Origin of the sequence: Flavobacterium sp., from assembly GCF_043720215.1 — a bacterium.
Lineage (GTDB): Bacteria > Bacteroidota > Bacteroidia > Flavobacteriales > Flavobacteriaceae > Flavobacterium.
In genome coordinates this window covers 1-17,928 of sequence record NZ_JAYSSZ010000002.1, presented here as the reverse complement: position 1 = coordinate 17,928, position 17,928 = coordinate 1, and the positions used below count along the sequence as shown (strand labels likewise).

Genomic DNA, 17,928 nt, shown 5'->3' with positions numbered 1-17,928 from the left:
AAATAATCTCACGAATATCTAAAACCCCTTGTCCAGATTTGTATGTGGCACGTAAAACTTCTAATTCTAATAAACGTAATTCTCTATAGGTAATAACCAAGAAGTTACCACAACCACAAGCAGGGTCTAAGAATTTTAATTGACTAATTTTTTTATGGAATTCCGGAAGCTTGTTTTTGTTTCCTTTTACAGTTTCAAATTCTGCCCAAAGTTCATCTAAAAATAAAGGTTTAATTAATTTTAAGATGTTGCTTTCACTAGTATAATGTGCTCCTAAATTTCGTCTTTCTTTAGGATTCATAACACTTTGAAACATTGAACCAAAAATAGCAGGAGATATTTTACTCCAATCGATGTAACAACATTCTAACAGGGCTTGGCGCATTTTGGTGTCAAAACTTGCCATTGGTAAAATTTCCTCAAATAACTTTCCATTTACATACGGAAAGTCGTTCAATTGCTCGTCAAGATTTTTAAAGCGTTTGTCTTTGGCTGTATTTAAAACCTGAAATAATTCTTGCAGTTTAGAAGCTAAATCGCTTCCATCTTCGGCAGTTCTATTTTCTATATAATCTTGTAACTGTTGTTTATCAAAAATGGTAGTGTCTTCAGCAAACAAGCAAAATAATATTCTAACTAAATAAACTTCTAGAGGATGTCCTTCATATCCAATTTCTTCTAATCGGTCGTGAAGTTTACCCATCAATTCAGCAGCTTTTATGTTGGCTGGGTCTTGCTCTTTATAAGTTTTCTTTTGATAACCTAAAATAGAACCAAAACTTTGAACATTTAAAACTAATTCGTCTAAAGTAAATTGTAATGTAGTTTGTTCCTCTGTATCATAAAGTCTAAAAATATGAAAGTCGCAAACCAAAACATATTTAGGTAGTTCGTTTTGTTTTAAACCATGGGTATAGTCGATAGCTTGTTGAAAAGCTTTATCAAGATTTTTACCTCGACTCTTCATTTCAACTAAAATAGTTCCTTTCCAAAGTAAATCGATATAACCATCTGCATCAGATAGCTTTTTTACTCTATGTTCAAAGGTTCCAATTTTTTTACGAGAAATTCCAAAAACATCAAAAAAAGCATCAAGAAAAGGTTTAGCGTCAGCTTCTTCGTTTGTTGTATCTTTCCATTCTTTAGAAAATTTAACTGCTCTATCTTTAATTTCGTTCCAGCTTAATGCCATTATTTATGTTTTGTAGTATAATTCTCAAACGTAGTGAAAAAAAAACTCCTACACAATCACTATATTCAGTTAGATTGCTTCGTACTTATAATAGTTATCGTTCCGATAGTTAGTTATCAGAACTCGCAATGACAAGTGTTGCAAAAAAATTATTTTAAAAATTTTGCAACCTTTTTTTTAGGTTATTTTTTAATTTATTCCGTTCTAATAGCCCTGTGCCAGATTTTATAATTTTCATGATTTTGGGGTTTCTTTATTAGGAATCACAAAAAAATAGACCAATACTGGATCTTCCTTTCGGCTCAATAAAAAATTGACTTATGTACGTACAGTTTGTACTTTTGTCTTTATGAATGATAACTTTATAAACGAATACTTTGGGATTGGGATACAAAACGGTAAAACGCCCGAAAATTTGGGTGTTTTGTGGCGATCGGCTCAAAATTTAGGTGCTACTTTTATATTCACTATCGGTAATCGATATGCCAAACAAGCCTGTGATACGCATGATGCGGTAAAAGCAATTCCGTATTTTCATTACGATACTTTTGAAGCTTTTTTTGACAACTTACCCAAAGGAGCCCGATTGGTGGGTGTCGAATTAGATGAAAATGCGTCTGATTTAGAAACCTTCGAACATCCAAGACGTTGTGTGTATTTATTGGGTGCCGAAGACCATGGCTTGTCTAAAAAAGCAATGGATAAATGCCATCATGTAGTAAAATTTAAATCAGAATTGAGTTTAAACGTAGCCGTGGCTGGAAGTATTATTATGTACGACAGAGGTTTGTCTAAACCACGTTCTTAAAAAAACAGTTTTATTTCCCCTTCATTTTTTTTTTTTGTTATGTGACAGGATAGTAAAGTAAAGTATTCGAATTTGTTGGAAAACAAAACACAAATGTTTCAATACTAATTAATGCGGTGAATAAATTGATTATTCACCGCATTTTTTTATTCTAAAAGCTGTCTTTTAAAATATAATGTGTACTTCTTCCTCCTGAATTGGCTTTAACCAAGATACCTTTATTTACTAAATCAGTTATATCTCTAAGGGCGGTATCTGGTGATGTTTTGGTCATCTTAGCCCATTTGCTAGTATTTAAATTGCCATCAAAATTATCCATCAATTTATTGAGTATTTTTTGTTGGCGTTCATTACTTATTAAGCTTGCGTTTTTGACCCAAAAATGATGCTTTTTAACTACTTTGTCAACAATTATACTTGAATGAAGAATACTGTTTTTTAAGCATTCTAAAAACCAAATAATCCATTCGGTGATGTCTAGTTCACCCTTTTGAGTTTGTTCTAGAATCGTATAATAACTTTTTTTCTGTTTGTTTATTTCAGTAGACATGCTGTAAAATCTTTGATTTATACCATCGGATTTTGAAAGTTGCATATCTGTTATTGCTCGGGCAATTCGCCCATTTCCATCGTCAAATGGATGTATGGTTATAAACCACAGGTGCGCTACGGCGGCTTTTAGTAATGATTCTATATTTTGTTCGCTATTATACCAGTAAATGAATTGTTTCATTTCTGATGTTAATTGCGCTGCTTTTGGAGCTTCATAATGTACTATTTCCCGACCCATTCCCCCTGAAACTACTTGCATAGCACCAGAACGCCAATTGGCGACTTCAATTTTATGCATACCACTTCTTCCTGTTGGGAATAATGCTGCATGCCAACTAAACAAACGTTCCTCGGTCAATATTTTGTTATCGTTTTGAGTGGCATCTATCATTAATTCTACAATTCCATCTACGTGTCTGTCGGATTGTTCTAAACCAGAATACTCTAACCCAAGTCTTGTTGCAATTGAGGAACGAACGAGTTCAGGATTTAATATTTCTCCTTCTATTTCAGAAGTTTGCAGTACATCTTGAATCAAGGTTTCTAAATTGGCTTCGTCTTTTAATTCGAAACCTAATAATTCCGCTTTGCCCATAAGTTTGCCTTGCAAGTGGCATACTTCACTTAATAACGTGATAAATTCTTGCTCATTCCAATAAAATTGAGGCCAATTTTTGAGCTGATGAATGTAGATTGCCATTGTTTTTTTTGTTATGCGGTAAATATACGAATTATTCTCTGTAAAAAATGCGGTGAATAAGTTGATTATTCACCGCATTTTTAGATTCTATGTAACTAGGATATATAAATAATGTAGCTATTTATCTGTTTCCTGCAAAATTTTTAAAAATACTTGTTGGCATTGTTAATGAAGAATCATCTTTTAACTGTCCCGTATCTGCTCTACTGAAAAGTGATTATAAAATTAAGGTTCTAGGTTTTAGAGTTAAAATTTCGATGACTTTTGACTCGATTTGTTCTATTTTAGAATAATCAATAATTAGTGGTAAATCAGCAACTTTGTATCCGTAAAAACAGTTTTATTTTCCGATGCAAAAATTGGCAAAAATATTTCCTAAAAGCTCATCGTTAGTGACTTGCCCAGTAATTTCTCCAAAATAGTATAAAGCTTGTTTAATATCTATCGCCATTAAGTCTGACGGCAAATGAGTTTGCAAGCCGAATTTTACTTTCTGAATTTCTTCGAGTGCTTTGAGAAGTGAATCGTAATGTCTGGTATTAGTCACAATAGTTTCGTTATTGCGTAAAGCTCCAGTATTTACAAAGGATAGTAATTGATTTTTAAGTTCATCGACACCAATGTTTTCTTTGGCAGAAATTTTAATTAATAATGGATAATTGATAATTGATAATTTCGTAGCAAGTAATTCTTTTTGTTCCTTGTTTAGAGAGTCAATTTTATTAATAACCACAACTAATGGTTTCAGCGGGAACTGATTTTTTATTTTCTCAATTTCTATTTTTAACTTATTCTCATTGTCAATTATCAATTGTAAACTATCAATTAAAAATAAAACAACCTGCGCTTGTTCTATTTTTTCGAACGTTTTCTTAATTCCGATGCTTTCAATAATATCTTTTGTTTCTCGGATTCCGGCAGTATCTATAAAACGGAAACCGATTCCGCCAATGACTAATTCGTCTTCAATCGTATCTCTTGTAGTTCCTGCAATTTCCGATACAATGGCGCGTTCTTCATTAAGCAAAGCATTTAATAAAGTCGATTTCCCAACATTAGGTTCACCCACAATCGCGACAGGAATTCCGTTTTTGATTACGTTTCCTACAGCAAACGAATCGATTAGTCGTTTGAGTACAAATTCTATTCGATTCAGTAACTCGTTAAATTGAGTTCTGTCGGCAAATTCGACATCTTCTTCGGCAAAATCCAATTCGAGTTCTATAAGTGATGCAAAGTTGAGTAGTTCTTCTCGAAGTTTAGCGATTTCGTTGCTGAAACCACCACGCATTTGTTGCATCGCAATCTGATGTGCTGCTTCGTTATCGGATGAGATTAAATCGGCAACGGCTTCGGCTTGCGATAAGTCCATTTTTCCGTTTAGGAACGAACGCAAGGTAAATTCTCCTGCTTGTGCCATGCGACAGCCTTTACGGAGTACTAATTGTATGATTTGTTGCTGAATATAAGTAGAACCGTGACACGAAATCTCAATCGTGCTTTCGCCTGTATACGAATTTGCCCCTTTAAAAATAGACAACAAGACTTGATCTAAGACTTTAGTACCATCGACAATATGACCTAGATGTAACGTGTGTGATTTTTGTTTTGCAATATCTTTCCCTGAAACCGATTGAAATACTTCCGAAGCGATTGTAATAGCTTCTGGACCAGAAAGTCTAATTACTGCAATGGCTCCAGCGCCAGATGGCGTGGCAAGAGCAACTATGGTGTCGTGGTAAATCATTTGTTTAGGTTCAGAGATACAAAGGTACAAAGGTGCAAAGGTAATAAAAATAAAAGAGTATCATTTTGTTAGATATACCATTTACTACTTCAATTAACTGGAATAAAAAATACAGTATACTCCCGTAAAGTTGTCATGCTGACGAAGGAAGCATCTCATCAAGTAAATTTGCTAATTATACGGAGATTCTTCGTGCCTCAGCATGACAAAATGGTGTATAACGATACTCAAAAAACCTTTGCAACTTTGCACCTCAGAACCTTAGCGCCTATTTACAACAACAAACGTTTTACTCTAAGAATTAATTCGATTGGGTTAAATGGTTTGGCGACTAGATCATCGGCTCCTAATTTGAAGGCTTCAATAATGGTTAAATCTTCTTTGCCGAGTGCAGAAACTATAATGATGGGAATTTTAGGATAATGTTCTTTTACATAAGAAGTTACTTCAAGACCAGATTTATACGGTAGCATAATATCTGTAATGATTAGATCTGGTTGGTTTGCATTTATTTTTTCGAATCCTTCATTTCCGTCTTTAGCCACTTCAATTAAATAGCCTTCCTTTTTTAAAAGGAATTCTATAATATTATTGATGATTTTATCGTCTTCTATAACTAATATTTTCTTCATTTTCTTTTGGCTTTAGTTTTTAGAATTTATATTGTAATGATACGAATAAATTATATTCATTCTGGAAAGTATCTAATTTATATTCTTGTCTATTAAATGTGGCATGAAATCCAGTAACATAATGTTCGCCAAATAATTTGTGATATCCTGCCCCAATTCGGTAAGAATGAAAGGTTAACCTGTCTTGAAAAACAAGAAGGGTATTTCTATCTTCGGGAGAAGTCCCATATCCAAGAGATGCGGTTACGTAATCGTATTTTGTATCCAAATAATATCTTGCTGTTGCTGTTAATGATGGATAAGATTTACTGTCATTAAAACTTAAAAAAGTTCTTAAATTAAGCCAATACGGGCCAACATATTTTCCTACACCAAGAACAGCTGCATATATATCACTATCATCAGTTTTTGTGTATCGTATACCTGCATCGCCTTCCCAACTGTTGCCTAAATTGCGAAAATAGGAGTAGGCCAATCTCAATTTTGGAAAAACTTGTCCCTCACTAACAGCAAAATCTGCATACGAATAGGATTTTCTATTTATTTTGTGATACGCTTCAAGTTCATATTGCAAACCAGAGTTTATACTACTTCCAAAAGAGCGTCTATCTACAAAATTTACTCGACCTATTAGTGATAATTTATTTCTTTCTCGGGCATATTGTAAACTCACTAGATGCCAAGGACCATAACCATACCGACTAAAAGTTGTATAGTTATAACTAACTCCTACACGATCTGAACTGGTTTTTGTTTTGAGTTCTACTAACTGTTGTTTTAGTTTTTTGTCGTCTGGATATTTTGCTACGAGTAGCTCTAGATAGTGTATCGCTTTTTCGTCGTCGTTTTCAGAATAGATTACTTGAAGTTTTAATAATTCAAAATCTTTATCTTCGGGGTATAATTTTATAGCATTATCGACTGTAATTGTTGCATCAACAGGGTTGTTTTGATCAATTTCGAGCTTTGTTAAATAAATGAAAGCTTCTTTATATTTTGGATTTTTAGTAATAACATGACTAAGATAATATCGAGAACTATCTACTTGCTTAGTCAACATATAGGTGCGTCCTAAAGCCAAATGAAAATCTAAATAATTAGGCGCTTTTTTTATTCCTAATTGAGCTAGTTTTATTGCTTTGGGGTAATCTCTTGTAGTATTTATTTCATAATGTGTTTTTACTAATAAACTATCGGTGTCTATTCTTTGAGCAAAAATACACAGGTTTATAAATAAACTAAGTAGTACAACTATTTTTGTTTTTAGCTTCATATTTCGTCTTTTGGATTAGTAAATCCTTGTCTTGTCATGGTTCCCCAGGTTTTTTCTTTGTTAGTAAGAAAATACCAATATCCTTTTAGTGAGGCAAAAACATTTATGGGATGATATAAGAAAGGTTCTAAAAACACCATAAATATTAAGTTTCTAATCTCTTTTATGCTTGAATATTGTTTATGTATTAACTGATCTAAATATATAGAAATTAGGGTTAGTGTTGTATAAAAAAAGTATACAAATAGTGAAACTATGAGTAAGAATTCATAATTTACACTAAAGAAAATTATGTCTAGAGTTAACACGATAAGTCCTAAAAGTTCTAATATTGGAACAAAAAATTCGAAAACAAAATAGTGAGGAATCGTAACCAAACCTGTTCTTCCATATTTAGGATTCAGAAACATTTTTCGATGTAAATAAAGTGTTTGAATTAGTCCTCTTGCCCAGCGAACTCTTTGTCGTAAGAAAATAGTACTGTCTGAAGGAACTTCTGTCCAGCAAAGAGATTCGGGTATGTATTTTATTAAGAAATCTTCCTTTTTTTCGTGCATTAATCTTCTCATTCTGGTAATAAGCTCCATATCTTCACCCAAAGATTTGTGCCAATAACCACCAGCTTCAATTACTGTTGCTTTGTCGAACATTCCTAAACCTCCAGAAACAAGTAATAAACAATTTGTTCTGCTCCATGCCATTCGTCCAAAAAGGAAGGAACGAATGTATTCTAACTCTTGAAAACGAGCAAAAAAGTTGTCTGGATAATGCGATTTATAAAGCATTCCGTCTTTAAACTCACAAGAGTTTGAGATTCTTATCGCTGCTCCAGTTGCAATTACTTTTCTAGTGTTTTCTACAAATGGTTTTGCAAGCATTGCAACAGTGTCTTTTCTTAAAATACAATCTACATCTGTACATATAAACAAAGAATATCTGGCAGAATTTATTCCTGCATTAGATGCATCGGCCTTACTTTTTCCATTTTCTTTATCTATGATAAGAAGTTTTGCATAAATAGGATTGGTAGATTTATAATGTGCTTTTACGGGTCTTGTTTTTATTTTTTCTTGATAGAAAAAATCAACTTTTATTAAATTAAATTCATCTATTAGTTTTTGAAGTGTATTATCTGTACTTCCGTCATTAATGATAATGATTTCAAATTTTGGATAATCTTGTAGCAATAATGATTTTACATTATATACGATATTACATGCTTCATTGTATGCTGGTGCAATGATAGAAACACCTAAAGTATGATTAGATTTTATAAGAACATCTTTATGTAAATAGTATTTTGAGTTGTAATAGCTTTTTATAGCTAAATAGGACAATATACCCAATATGAGATAGATGGTTATATAGCTTACGGAATAAAAGGCTGAAAAAATTTCAAACTTTCTGATTATGTTTTCTAAAGTATTCAATTTAAATAGGGATTATTTACGTGTAATACCATTTTACCAATCATATCATTTTCTATTTCATCTTGAGAGTTGAAATAATTAAAGTACGTAGTATCAATTTTATTTATGCAACTTACAATGTGAAACTTTAAATCAATATTTTTTTCTTCAGATAATAGTTTAATTGCAAAATCTTTAGCTTTAGTATCCCCAATAACGCCTAGTGTTTTTAGTATTGATATTTTATTTCTAAAATCGGGTTCTTTTTTATAATGGGTTATCAAAATATCATTGGCATCAACGATTAGTAATTCTCTAATGGCCAATATAGTTTCTTTTCTTACGATTTTATCGGGATGCAATAATAAATAACTTATTTTTGATGTAGAAAGAGGTTCTCGATATCTAACAATTACTTTAATTGCTAATACAACTATAGAACTATTACTACTATCCAACCAATTGTTTATAGTCTCTGGAATTACTGATTTTTTTTGATAAATTAAATCTAAAATTTTCATCTCATCTGCACTAGGAATTTTTTTAGTGTAGTTATTTAAGATGTCAAATTTTTCATCCGAAAGCGCAATAAGCGCAATAAGTGCATTAGATTTTAGGTATTTGTTTTTACTATTTAAGTAAGGTTTAATCTGAGATTTTTTTATTTTATAATCTAAACTCTGGTAATGATAAAACCCTAACGATTTATAATACCATTTGCTACGATTTATCAACCTTCGACTATATTCATTAAGCCCAAATTGTTTGTAAATAATTAAAACTAAATTTTGATTTACTTCTTTGATGTTTTGTTTTATATGAATTAATTTATTTAAAATCAAATACTTACACCATTTTTGTTGAAAGACTTCACTGTTCTTGAACTCATCAATCTTTTCTTTTGTTTCTTCAAAAGGATAATTAGAAAAAATCAAATCAGTTAGAAAATTATTAATTGTTTCTTCCATTCCACTTTTTTTATCAGATAACTTGTCTAAATAAAACCGACTAAGTATAAGTAAACTAATAAAATAGAGTAAAACAATTACTAGAAAAGGAATGGCAATGTATTTTAGAAACATATAAAAAAAGTGAGCAGTAAACGTTCTGTCTACATACCCTATAACATCTTTTAAGGAGTAAAATAAGTGTGCTATTTGCATCTAGATTTTTGTTTATGATAAAGAAAAGCAGATTTGGGATACGCTTTGATATTCTCTTCAAAGTAAAATTACAAAAAAAAATATGTTAATTTTTAAATTAGCATGAAAAATATTTCAAAAAAAATGTTAATTTATTTAATACTACGCTAAAATTTCTCAAAAACACCTAGTCCAAATAAAGCAAGGTCATATTTTACTGGGTCGTTAGCGTCTAATAGTCTGAGGTTTAAATCTAATTCGTACAACGCTTTTGCATCATTTTGCTTGCGAGTAAGTAATTTTAATTTTCTAGCGACATTTCCTGAATGTACATCGAGAGGACAAGATAAAACGGAGGTCGGAATACTTTTCCAGATGCCAAAATCGACACCCTTAGCATCGTTGCGAACCATCCAGCGTAAAAACATGTTTATTCTCTTTGCTGCCGAACCATTCATAGGATCTGAAACATGTTTTTGAGTTCGATTTAAATGCTCATTTTCAAAGAATATTTTTTTAAAATCGGAAATACTTTTTTGCATAGATGTGGTTTCCATATTTTTTTGAAAAACGGATTCCAGCCCGTTATGATTTTTGTAAATGTGTTGCAAACTTTTTATAAACTGAACAAAATCTTGTCCGTTGAAGGTTCTATGTACAAAGTGTTCTAAAGATTCTAACTGATTTTCGTTATGACTCATCACAAAATCGTATGGAGAATTCCCCATGAGATTCATCATTTTTTTTGCATTAGAAATAATTATTTTGCGGTTTCCCCAAGCAATAGTAGCACTCAAAAAACCAGCAATTTCTATATCTTCCTTAAGAGAATACAAGTGTGGAATTTGAATTGGGTCACTTTCTATAAATTTTGGATTGTTGTATAATTCGACTTTTTCGTCAAGAAAGGATTTCAGTTCTAATTTGTTCATTTCTAAATAGAACCCTTAATAGTTTCGAAAGTAATTATAGTAACTTTTTTGACTTCTCTTTTTATCAAACCATTTACCATAATTAGTTTTCGATCTGCCATATCTGCTAGCTCTTCGTTATGGGTTACAATAACAAAGGTTTGTCCCAATTCGTCTCGCAATTTGAAAAATAAATTATGAAGATTTAAAGCGGTTTCCGTATCTAGATTTCCAGAAGGTTCGTCGGCAAAAATAATAGCTGGTTTATTTATCATTGCTCTTGCCACAGCCACACGTTGTTGCTCACCACCTGAAAGCTCACTTGGTTTATGATGCATTCTGTCTTTTAAACCTAAATAGGTTAATATTTTTTCGGCTTCAATTTCAGTATCAATTTTAGATTTATTTGCTATAAATGCTGGAATGCAAACATTCTCTAAAGCAGTAAATTCTGGTAAAAGTTGATGAAATTGAAAAATAAAACCAAGATTCAAGTTTCTAAACTTTGATAAATCTTTATCATTCATTTTCAAAACTTCTTGACCATTTATTTTTAGTTCAGAACCTGTAGAAAGTTTGGGCTTGTCTAAAGTTCCTAATATTTGCAATAATGTTGTTTTTCCTGCTCCAGAAGCTCCCACAATAGATACAATTTCGCCTTTTCGTATATGTAAGTTTACACCTTTTAGAACATGTAAATTATCGTAAAATTTGTGAATATTTGTTGCTTGAATCATAGTAACTCTTTTCACAAAGTAACAAAGAAATTGTTTGAACATCAAATAAAGTTTTGTTAAGAAAGAAAATAGAAGCAATGATTTAATTAATTTTGATGTAAAGTAAATTTATTATGAAAACGCTACTTGTATCTTTTTTATCTTTATTGACATTAGGATGTCAATCAAAAAATAAAGAATTAGAAAAAATTGAACCAATAAATATGAATTTAGAAAACGGAAAAGAGATTGCTATTTTTGCTGGAGGTTGCTTTTGGTGCACCGAAGCTGTGTTTTTAGAACTAGACGGTGTAGAAACTGTTAAACCTGGTTATATAGGAGGAAAAACTACAAATCCTACGTATGAAGATATTTGTTCAGGCACTACAGGTCATGCTGAAGCAATAAAAATTATTTTTGATCCTAGTAAAATTTCTTATGGAGAATTACTTGAAGTTTTTTTTGCAACTCATGATCCAACAACTATAAACAGGCAAGGTGCAGACGTAGGTTCGCAATACAGAAGCGAGGTTTTTTGTATTAATGATGAACAAGAAAAAACAGCAAAAGAGTATATCGATTTACTGAATGCAGAAAATACTTTTGGTAAAAAAGTAGTTACAAAAGTATCTTATGCGACTACTTTTTATGTTGCTGAGGATTATCATCAAAATTATTACAATCAGAATAAGGACAAATCATATTGTGCTTATGTCATTACTCCAAAGATTGATAAAGTGAGAAAAGAATTTAAAGATAAATTGAAAAACTAAATATGAGTACATTAACGGATAAAGAAATAATTGAGATTTTAGGTGATAATCATCAAATGACTTCTGCTGAATCTCCAATACGTTCCGACGCTTTTATAAAAACAGATGATCAGAAAATGCAAAATATTGAGAAGCATTTTTATGATATTATGCAAGAATTAGGACTCGATATGACTGATGATAGCCTGCAAGGCACACCACATCGTGTAGCAAAAATGTTTATTAAAGAAATTTTTAGCGGTTTAGACCCTAAAAATAAACCTAAAGTTTCGACTTTCGACAATGAATATCATTATGATAAAATGTTGGTTGAAGCCAATATTAGTTTTAATTCTACTTGTGAGCATCATTTCTTGCCCATATTTGGGAAAGCCCATATAGGTTATATTTCTAGTGGAAAAGTAATTGGATTATCTAAGTTAAATAGAATTGTTGATTATTTTTCTCGTCGCCCACAAGTTCAAGAACGATTGATTATGCAAATTTTTAATGATTTAAAAGTTGCTTTAAATACCGAAAATGTAATTGTAGTTATGGAAGCTAAACATTTGTGTGTATCTAGCCGTGGTATAAAACACGAATCTAGTTTTACATCTACCATACAATATGGAGGTGTTTTTAATGAAAAGGAATATAGAAACGATTTTTTTAGTATGATAAATTCTGAAAAATAAAAATTGGCACTAGATTTGTGTATTTAGATGTGTAATTTTAATTTATAAAAAATGTCACAAGAAATACAAGTAGAAGTTAGACAAAGTGTAAAACCACAAGCTACAATTGCAAAATTAATTTTAGGATTAATTTTTGATTTTATTGGTATGCTATCCTATATTATTCCTGGAATTGCAGAATCTTTGGATGTAATTTGGGCGCCAATTTCAGGAATGTTATTAGTTGCTATGTATAAAGGAACAACGGGTAAAGTTGCGGGAGTTATAGGAACGTTAGAAGAATTAATACCTTTTACAGATATTATTCCAACATTTACAATCACTTGGTTGTATGAGTATTTTCAGGATAAGAAGAATAAATAAAAACTAAAGCTCGATATTTCGGGCTTTTTTTATGCTTTAAAAATAAACCCTAATCCCATAGATTTGAGCATTTTTTTACTAAAAGTAAAGAAGAATTGAAATTGTCCAAATAGAAAACCTATTACAATTAATAAAAAAGGGTATAACGGCATAACCAGAACAATAAGGATTAGATAATATAAAAAACTATTTAAGTTTTCTTTATTTAATCCCATAAGATTCATCAAAAAAGAAGAAATTTTAGCAGAAAGCGAACCGTTTATTGCAAAAACTATAAATATAACAACCAATTGAAAATTTGAAGAAATACCCCAACGTTCTTTTAACTTGTTCATAGTTTTTAATTTTGAAGCAAATATAAAATATTACCTACTAGGAACAAAACCATATAACTGTTGTTTGTAAGTATTCTGAAAATAAATCATATAATTGTATATGAGATAATTTACTTCGTAGCCATAATGAATGTTGTTGTCATAATTTATTTGCATATCATACAAACTTCTATCATAACGCATGGGTTGAGCAGCACGATTATTCCATTCAGAAACGTAAAATTTATTTTTTCCTTCTAAATAGGATTCAGAATGATATCCGCGAGGAAAAGCTCTAGAATATAACCATGTTGAAAATCCAGGATCAATAATTGTTACTTCATATTCTAAAGCATCATTAGCAATCCTAACGGTATCACCTTGAATAGGATTTGGAGTATTTGTAGCAAGTATATTTTTTGTCTTGCAACTAACAAGACAAATTAAAATTAATCCAAAAATTAAAAAATGTTTCATGATTTAATTTTATAAAAAAATCCCACCGAAGTGGGATTTAGTATTATTATTTTTTTCCGAAAAGATTTCCAAGTAATCCGCCTAGACCACCTTTTTTGGTTGCTGCTGCAACAGCATCTCCCAATCCTAGTTGTCCGTCTCCATCTTGATCTAACATAGACGTTAGAATCGAACCTCTCATAGACGAAGGTGCAGGGGCTTGTTGTTGTGCTTGTCCACCACCTAACAATCCGCCAAGAATATCAGATAAACCGCCACCGTTAGCAGTTGTTCCATTATTATTTAAACCACTTCCTTGTGCTTGTTTTGCAAGATATGCCATTAGAATAGGAGCAGCAATTTTCATAATCATGGCAATTTTATCAGAGCTAACTCCTGTATTTTGACTCACCTCATTTTGAACATTTTCTTGGTTTCCGCCCAAAACATGACCTAAGATTTTTCCACCATCTTCTTCAACATCACCACCAAACATTCCAGATAAATTATCAAGTAACCCACCGTGTTTTCCTCCCAAAAGTGCGCCAAGTAAACCACTTTGTCCTTCGGGTGTAGATGCGTTATTCATCATTCCTCCAACCAATGAAGGTAAAACTGATGCTAAAACTGATGAAGTTTCTCCTTCGCTTGTTCCTACTTGTCCAGAAACACCGGATATGATTTGTTTTCCTAAATCACTATTTAATAAATCCATTAATCCAGCCATAATTTTTTAGTTTTTAATTGATTTATAAGTAAATGTATAAAATATATTTATATTTCTGCTTTTACTAAAGCAATTATCTGCTCTGCAAGTTCGGTACCAATTCTGTCTTGTGCTTCGATAGTTGCTGCGCCAATATGCGGTGTCATTGATATGTTTGGATGCATCAGCAATTGAACAGCTGGTGTTGGTTCATTTTCAAAAACATCTAACCCAGCAAACAACACTTTTTTACTATCTAAAGCTGCAACTAGTTCTACTTCATTTATGATGCCGCCACGAGAACAGTTTATGATTCCTACGCCATCTTTCATCAAGTCAAATTCTCTTTTTGCTATGATATAATCTTTTTGAGCAGGAACATGAAGGGTTACAAAATCCGAATGTTTTAGTAATTCATCTACAGGTTCTGTTTCAATTTCAACATTTATAAATTGACCATTATAAAATTCGACTTTAATTTCTGCTTTTCCAACATAATTATCGGATGCAATTACTTTCATACCCAAACCTAAAGCCATTTTTGCTACGGATTGCCCTATTCTTCCAAAACCAATAATACCAATGGTTTTGCCACGAAGCTCGATTCCGTCTGCATAGGCTTTCTTTAAATCATTGAAACGAGTATCACCTTCCAACGGCATATTTCTATTTGAGTCATATAAAAAACGGACTCCTGAAAATAAATGAGCAAAGACCAATTCAGCTACCGAATTTGATGAAGAAGCTGGTGTGTTTATAACTTGAATGTCTTTCGAAATGGCATAGTCAACATCAATATTATCCATTCCTACGCCACCACGGCCTATAATTTTTAGTGACGGACATGCGTCGATAATATCTTTTCTAACTTTGGTTGCACTTCTAACTAATATAACCGCAACTTGGTGTGTATTTACAAAATTGATAATTTGTTCTTGTGCAACTTTTGTAGTAATTACTTCAAAACCCCCTTTTTCTAATGCTAGAATTCCACTTTTAGAGATTCCGTCGTTAGCTAATATTTTCATTGTATGTTTATTTGTTTAATCGTTTATTTGTTTAATCGGTTAACCGAATATACAAATACACTATATTTTTGTTTCTAAATCTTTCATTACATCTACTAAAACCTGTACACTTTCCAGTGGAAGTGCATTGTACATCGAGGCACGATATCCACCAACAGAACGATGTCCGGGTAATCCTGAAATTCCAGCTTCCTTCCACATTTTGTCAAATAATTCTGTATGATTCTCGTTGTTTAATAAGAACGTGGCATTCATATTACTTCTATCTTCAACGTTTGCAGCACCTTTAAACAAAGGGTTTCTATCAATTTCAGAATATAATAAGTTTGCTTTTGCATTATTTATTTTTTCTATTGCAGGAATTCCACCTAATTTTTTCAACCATTGTAAGGTTAGAAGAGAGGCGTATATTGGAAAAACTGGCGGTGTATTGTACATACTTTCTGCCTTAATGTGTTTCTCATAATCTAGCATTGATGGAATATAACGTCCTGTTTTACCTAAAATTTCTTCTTTAACAACGACAAGTGTCGTTCCTGCTGGTCCCATATTTTTTTGTGCTCCAGCATAAATTAAATCAAATTTAGAAAAGTCTAAAACTCTCGAAAATATATCGGAACTCATATCGCAAACTACTGGAATATTTGTGTCTGGAAATGATTTCATTTGTGTTCCAAAAATGGTATTGTTGCTCGTACAGTGAAAATAATTGGCATTACCAGGAATACTATAATTTTTAGGAATATGATTGTAGTTTTCTTCTTTTGATGAAGCTACAACAAGAGTTTCTCCAAAATGTTTAGCTTCTTTAATTGCGCCACTTGCCCAAGTTCCTGTGTCAAGATAAGCTGCTTTTCCGCTTTCCTTCATCAAGTTGTACGGAACCATTAGGAATTCTAAACTCGCGCCACCAGCTAAAAATAATGCTTGGTAACCTTTGCCTTCTAGTCCTAAAAGTTCTAAAACTAAGGATCTAGCTTCTTCCATAACGGCCACAAAATCTTTGCTTCTGTGAGAAATCTCTAAAAGAGAGAGTCCAGAATTGTTAAAATCTAAAATCGCTTGTGCCGACTTCTCAAAAACTTCTTGTGGAAGTATGCAAGGTCCTGCGCTGTAATTGTGTTTTTTCATTGTGTTTTGTTGTGTAGTAGTTGTGTTTTTCCCAGAATTAACTAGGGCTTCTAAATTAAAATGTGGTTTATGAATATGTTCTGATTTTTCTTTTTCGGCACCAATTATTTGGCTAATTTTCGATGTACTCATAAATTTTAAATTATAGCTTAATTAAAAAATTAATAGTATCTACATTATCAGCGTAATCCCAAAGATTTGGTTTTTGAGTTGCTCCGAAAGCAATACTATTCTCGACTAAATTATTTGAAACAATGCATTGAATCTTGTCTTTATCAGTTTCTAAACGATTTTTAATGTCATTTATATCATCATAAAACTCATAAAAAACGGAAGAAATAGGCGAGGAGTAACTCGAATCTTCTTTAATAATTAGAAATTCATTGTCTAATAAATTAAAATTACTCATCAAGAAAACTGCTTTGTTGTAATCGTAATTGTTGGCATATTTCTCATATTTTATGACATCTTGATAAGGGAATACACCATTAAAAAACAAATCGAAATTGTAATTTTTAGGTATAAATAATTTAGAAACATTGCGACAACCCAGTCCAAAATACCTAAAAATATCTTCACCTAAAGCAATCATTTGCTCTTTTGATTCCGAACCATCTAAAACAGCAACTGAATTTCTATTTTTACGAATAATTGACGGTTTGTCTTTAAAATAATATTCGAAATACCTCGCAGTATTATCGCTTCCAGTGGCAATTACAGCATCGAAATTTTCTAATTTTCCTTCAACGAAAGTGATATAATTTTTAAATTCTGGTTCGACAGCTATTAAGTATTTTGCTAAAAAAGGCAACAAATGTTGGTCGTTTGATGAAGTTTTTATCAAAACTTTATGACCAGAAATTAATACCGATAAAAAATCATGAAAACCTACCAACGGTATATTTCCTGCAAGAATTAATCCTATAGTTCTTGGTTTAATTTCGGAAAAAGTATAATTAGACAACCATTTTTCTAAATTTTCTTCTGTTAAAGCTTCTGCCCAAGAATTGACAGAAAAATAGACATTTTCCTCAGTATACCAACCATTGTGTGATTGCGAAAGATTTACAAGCGAAATAAAATCATCAAAAAACAAATCGTTATGCAAAACTTTTTCATTTTTTATGGAATTATTTGCTGAAAATTGGCTTAAAAATTTTCCTAATTCAATAAAACATCTTTTTTTATCGCTTTGTAACATTTGTTTATTTGTTTATGAATGGTTTTGATTGTAATTTTGTACAAAAATAAGAATTTCATTTTTTAAAATATGAATTCTGAAATCTAAATTCTAAAATAAAATGGCAATAATTATAACAGACGAATGTATCAATTGTGGCGCCTGCGAGCCAGAATGTCCGAATACTGCAATATATGAAGGTGCCGACGATTGGAGATACA

At 31.6% G+C, this 17,928-nt stretch carries 20 protein-coding genes; 5 read left to right on the top strand and 15 right to left on the bottom strand.

The genetic code is table 11. The features are described 5' to 3' along the window. The coding region (locus ACHZC3_RS00185) for a type IIL restriction-modification enzyme MmeI (RefSeq protein WP_394757858.1) at positions 1-1,192 on the bottom strand (1,192 nt) is incomplete at its 3' end. 349 nt (positions 1,193-1,541) lie between these two features. Here ACHZC3_RS00185 and ACHZC3_RS00180 point away from each other — a divergent pair. After that, entirely contained in the window at positions 1,542-2,000 is a 459-nt protein-coding gene (locus tag ACHZC3_RS00180; protein ID WP_394757857.1) for an RNA methyltransferase, read from the top strand. A 151-nt stretch (positions 2,001-2,151) separates the two neighbouring features. Here ACHZC3_RS00180 and ACHZC3_RS00175 read toward each other — a convergent pair whose 3' ends face one another. The 8 genes from ACHZC3_RS00175 to ACHZC3_RS00140 form a co-directional block, all read right to left on the bottom strand. Further along, complete coding sequence (locus ACHZC3_RS00175; RefSeq protein ID WP_394757856.1) at positions 2,152-3,252, bottom strand: Fic family protein; 1,101 nt, start codon at positions 3,250-3,252, stop codon at positions 2,152-2,154. A gap of 340 nt (positions 3,253-3,592) precedes the next feature. Further along, positions 3,593-4,999, bottom strand: a complete 1,407-nt coding sequence (mnmE, locus tag ACHZC3_RS00170) for a tRNA uridine-5-carboxymethylaminomethyl(34) synthesis GTPase MnmE (protein ID WP_394757855.1) — start codon at positions 4,997-4,999, stop codon at positions 3,593-3,595. Between the two features lie 272 nt (positions 5,000-5,271). Further along, entirely contained in the window at positions 5,272-5,631 is a 360-nt protein-coding gene (locus ACHZC3_RS00165; protein WP_394757854.1) for a response regulator transcription factor, read from the bottom strand. 19 nt (positions 5,632-5,650) lie between these two features. Then, positions 5,651-6,904: a YaiO family outer membrane beta-barrel protein gene (locus tag ACHZC3_RS00160; RefSeq protein ID WP_394757853.1), complete on the bottom strand. Its 1,254-nt coding sequence runs from the start codon at positions 6,902-6,904 to the stop codon at positions 5,651-5,653. Beyond that, a complete protein-coding gene (locus ACHZC3_RS00155) occupies positions 6,901-8,334 on the bottom strand; it encodes a glycosyltransferase (RefSeq protein WP_394757852.1) in 1,434 nt (477 codons plus the stop codon). Before ACHZC3_RS00155 ends, ACHZC3_RS00160 begins: the two co-directional genes overlap by 4 nt. Continuing rightward, positions 8,331-9,476 carry a HEAT repeat domain-containing protein gene (locus ACHZC3_RS00150; protein ID WP_394757851.1) on the bottom strand — a complete coding sequence of 382 codons (1,146 nt, stop codon included), beginning with the start codon at positions 9,474-9,476 and terminating at the stop codon, positions 8,331-8,333. The genes ACHZC3_RS00155 and ACHZC3_RS00150 overlap by 4 nt, the downstream gene beginning before the upstream one ends. Before the next feature lie 146 nt (positions 9,477-9,622). Further along, the gene (locus ACHZC3_RS00145) at positions 9,623-10,387 is read right to left on the bottom strand and encodes a TIGR02757 family protein (RefSeq protein ID WP_394757850.1); all 765 of its coding nucleotides are present in this window, start codon (positions 10,385-10,387) and stop codon (positions 9,623-9,625) included. Positions 10,388-10,389: 2 nt separating this feature from the next. After that, positions 10,390-11,103, bottom strand: coding sequence for an ABC transporter ATP-binding protein (locus ACHZC3_RS00140; protein WP_394757849.1), 714 nt, complete (start codon positions 11,101-11,103; stop codon positions 10,390-10,392). 113 nt (positions 11,104-11,216) lie between these two features. Between ACHZC3_RS00140 and msrA the strand changes: the two genes are divergently transcribed. From msrA to ACHZC3_RS00125, 3 genes are read left to right on the top strand one after another with little or no spacing between them, the layout of a single operon-like run. After that, complete coding sequence (msrA, locus tag ACHZC3_RS00135) at positions 11,217-11,855, top strand: peptide-methionine (S)-S-oxide reductase MsrA (RefSeq protein ID WP_394757848.1); 639 nt, start codon at positions 11,217-11,219, stop codon at positions 11,853-11,855. 2 nt (positions 11,856-11,857) lie between these two features. After that, positions 11,858-12,529 (top strand): GTP cyclohydrolase I FolE, encoded by a 672-nt coding sequence (folE, locus tag ACHZC3_RS00130; protein ID WP_394757847.1) that lies wholly within the window; start codon positions 11,858-11,860, stop codon positions 12,527-12,529. A 51-nt stretch (positions 12,530-12,580) separates the two neighbouring features. After that, entirely contained in the window at positions 12,581-12,892 is a 312-nt protein-coding gene (locus ACHZC3_RS00125) for a hypothetical protein (protein ID WP_394757846.1), read from the top strand. A gap of 29 nt (positions 12,893-12,921) precedes the next feature. On the opposite strand, the gene ACHZC3_RS00120 is transcribed toward ACHZC3_RS00125, so the two are convergent. The 6 genes from ACHZC3_RS00120 to ACHZC3_RS00095 all read right to left on the bottom strand — a co-directional run bounded on the left by ACHZC3_RS00120 (position 12,922) and on the right by ACHZC3_RS00095 (position 17,728). Further along, positions 12,922-13,227, bottom strand: a complete 306-nt coding sequence (locus ACHZC3_RS00120; RefSeq protein WP_394757845.1) for a DUF6787 family protein — start codon at positions 13,225-13,227, stop codon at positions 12,922-12,924. Positions 13,228-13,257: 30 nt separating this feature from the next. Next, positions 13,258-13,683, bottom strand: coding sequence for a DUF6146 family protein (locus ACHZC3_RS00115; RefSeq protein WP_394757844.1), 426 nt, complete (start codon positions 13,681-13,683; stop codon positions 13,258-13,260). 46 nt (positions 13,684-13,729) lie between these two features. Then, the gene (locus ACHZC3_RS00110; protein ID WP_394757843.1) at positions 13,730-14,389 is read right to left on the bottom strand and encodes a DUF937 domain-containing protein; all 660 of its coding nucleotides are present in this window, start codon (positions 14,387-14,389) and stop codon (positions 13,730-13,732) included. A gap of 47 nt (positions 14,390-14,436) precedes the next feature. Next, positions 14,437-15,396, bottom strand: coding sequence for a D-2-hydroxyacid dehydrogenase (locus ACHZC3_RS00105; RefSeq protein ID WP_394757842.1), 960 nt, complete (start codon positions 15,394-15,396; stop codon positions 14,437-14,439). Between the two features lie 60 nt (positions 15,397-15,456). Next, positions 15,457-16,527 (bottom strand): 3-phosphoserine/phosphohydroxythreonine transaminase, encoded by a 1,071-nt coding sequence (serC, locus tag ACHZC3_RS00100; protein WP_394757861.1) that lies wholly within the window; start codon positions 16,525-16,527, stop codon positions 15,457-15,459. Positions 16,528-16,669: 142 nt separating this feature from the next. Further along, positions 16,670-17,728, bottom strand: a complete 1,059-nt coding sequence (locus ACHZC3_RS00095; RefSeq protein WP_394757841.1) for an acyl-CoA reductase — start codon at positions 17,726-17,728, stop codon at positions 16,670-16,672. A 100-nt stretch (positions 17,729-17,828) separates the two neighbouring features. Here ACHZC3_RS00095 and ACHZC3_RS00090 point away from each other — a divergent pair. Then, positions 17,829-17,928: 4Fe-4S binding protein (locus ACHZC3_RS00090; protein WP_394757859.1), on the top strand; the 100-nt coding region annotated here is incomplete at its 3' end.

Bases quoted from the DNA above. Each gene is read 5' to 3' on its own strand.
- ACHZC3_RS00120 (WP_394757845.1), bottom strand. From the start codon at position 13,227: ATGAACAAGTTAAAAGAACGTTGGGGTATTTCTTCAAATTTTCAATTG.
- ACHZC3_RS00165 (WP_394757854.1), bottom strand. From the start codon at position 5,631: ATGAAGAAAATATTAGTTATAGAAGACGATAAAATCATCAATAATATT.
- folE (WP_394757847.1), top strand. From the start codon at position 11,858: ATGAGTACATTAACGGATAAAGAAATAATTGAGATTTTAGGTGATAAT.
- msrA (WP_394757848.1), top strand. From the start codon at position 11,217: ATGAAAACGCTACTTGTATCTTTTTTATCTTTATTGACATTAGGATGT.
- ACHZC3_RS00180 (WP_394757857.1), top strand. From the start codon at position 1,542: ATGAATGATAACTTTATAAACGAATACTTTGGGATTGGGATACAAAAC.
- ACHZC3_RS00140 (WP_394757849.1), bottom strand. From the start codon at position 11,103: ATGATTCAAGCAACAAATATTCACAAATTTTACGATAATTTACATGTT.
- ACHZC3_RS00160 (WP_394757853.1), bottom strand. From the start codon at position 6,904: ATGAAGCTAAAAACAAAAATAGTTGTACTACTTAGTTTATTTATAAAC.
- mnmE (WP_394757855.1), bottom strand. From the start codon at position 4,999: ATGATTTACCACGACACCATAGTTGCTCTTGCCACGCCATCTGGCGCT.
- ACHZC3_RS00175 (WP_394757856.1), bottom strand. From the start codon at position 3,252: ATGGCAATCTACATTCATCAGCTCAAAAATTGGCCTCAATTTTATTGG.
- ACHZC3_RS00150 (WP_394757851.1), bottom strand. From the start codon at position 9,476: ATGCAAATAGCACACTTATTTTACTCCTTAAAAGATGTTATAGGGTAT.
- ACHZC3_RS00145 (WP_394757850.1), bottom strand. From the start codon at position 10,387: ATGAACAAATTAGAACTGAAATCCTTTCTTGACGAAAAAGTCGAATTA.
- ACHZC3_RS00115 (WP_394757844.1), bottom strand. From the start codon at position 13,683: ATGAAACATTTTTTAATTTTTGGATTAATTTTAATTTGTCTTGTTAGT.
- ACHZC3_RS00125 (WP_394757846.1), top strand. From the start codon at position 12,581: ATGTCACAAGAAATACAAGTAGAAGTTAGACAAAGTGTAAAACCACAA.
- ACHZC3_RS00105 (WP_394757842.1), bottom strand. From the start codon at position 15,396: ATGAAAATATTAGCTAACGACGGAATCTCTAAAAGTGGAATTCTAGCA.
- serC (WP_394757861.1), bottom strand. From the start codon at position 16,527: ATGAAAAAACACAATTACAGCGCAGGACCTTGCATACTTCCACAAGAA.
- ACHZC3_RS00110 (WP_394757843.1), bottom strand. From the start codon at position 14,389: ATGGCTGGATTAATGGATTTATTAAATAGTGATTTAGGAAAACAAATC.
- ACHZC3_RS00095 (WP_394757841.1), bottom strand. From the start codon at position 17,728: ATGTTACAAAGCGATAAAAAAAGATGTTTTATTGAATTAGGAAAATTT.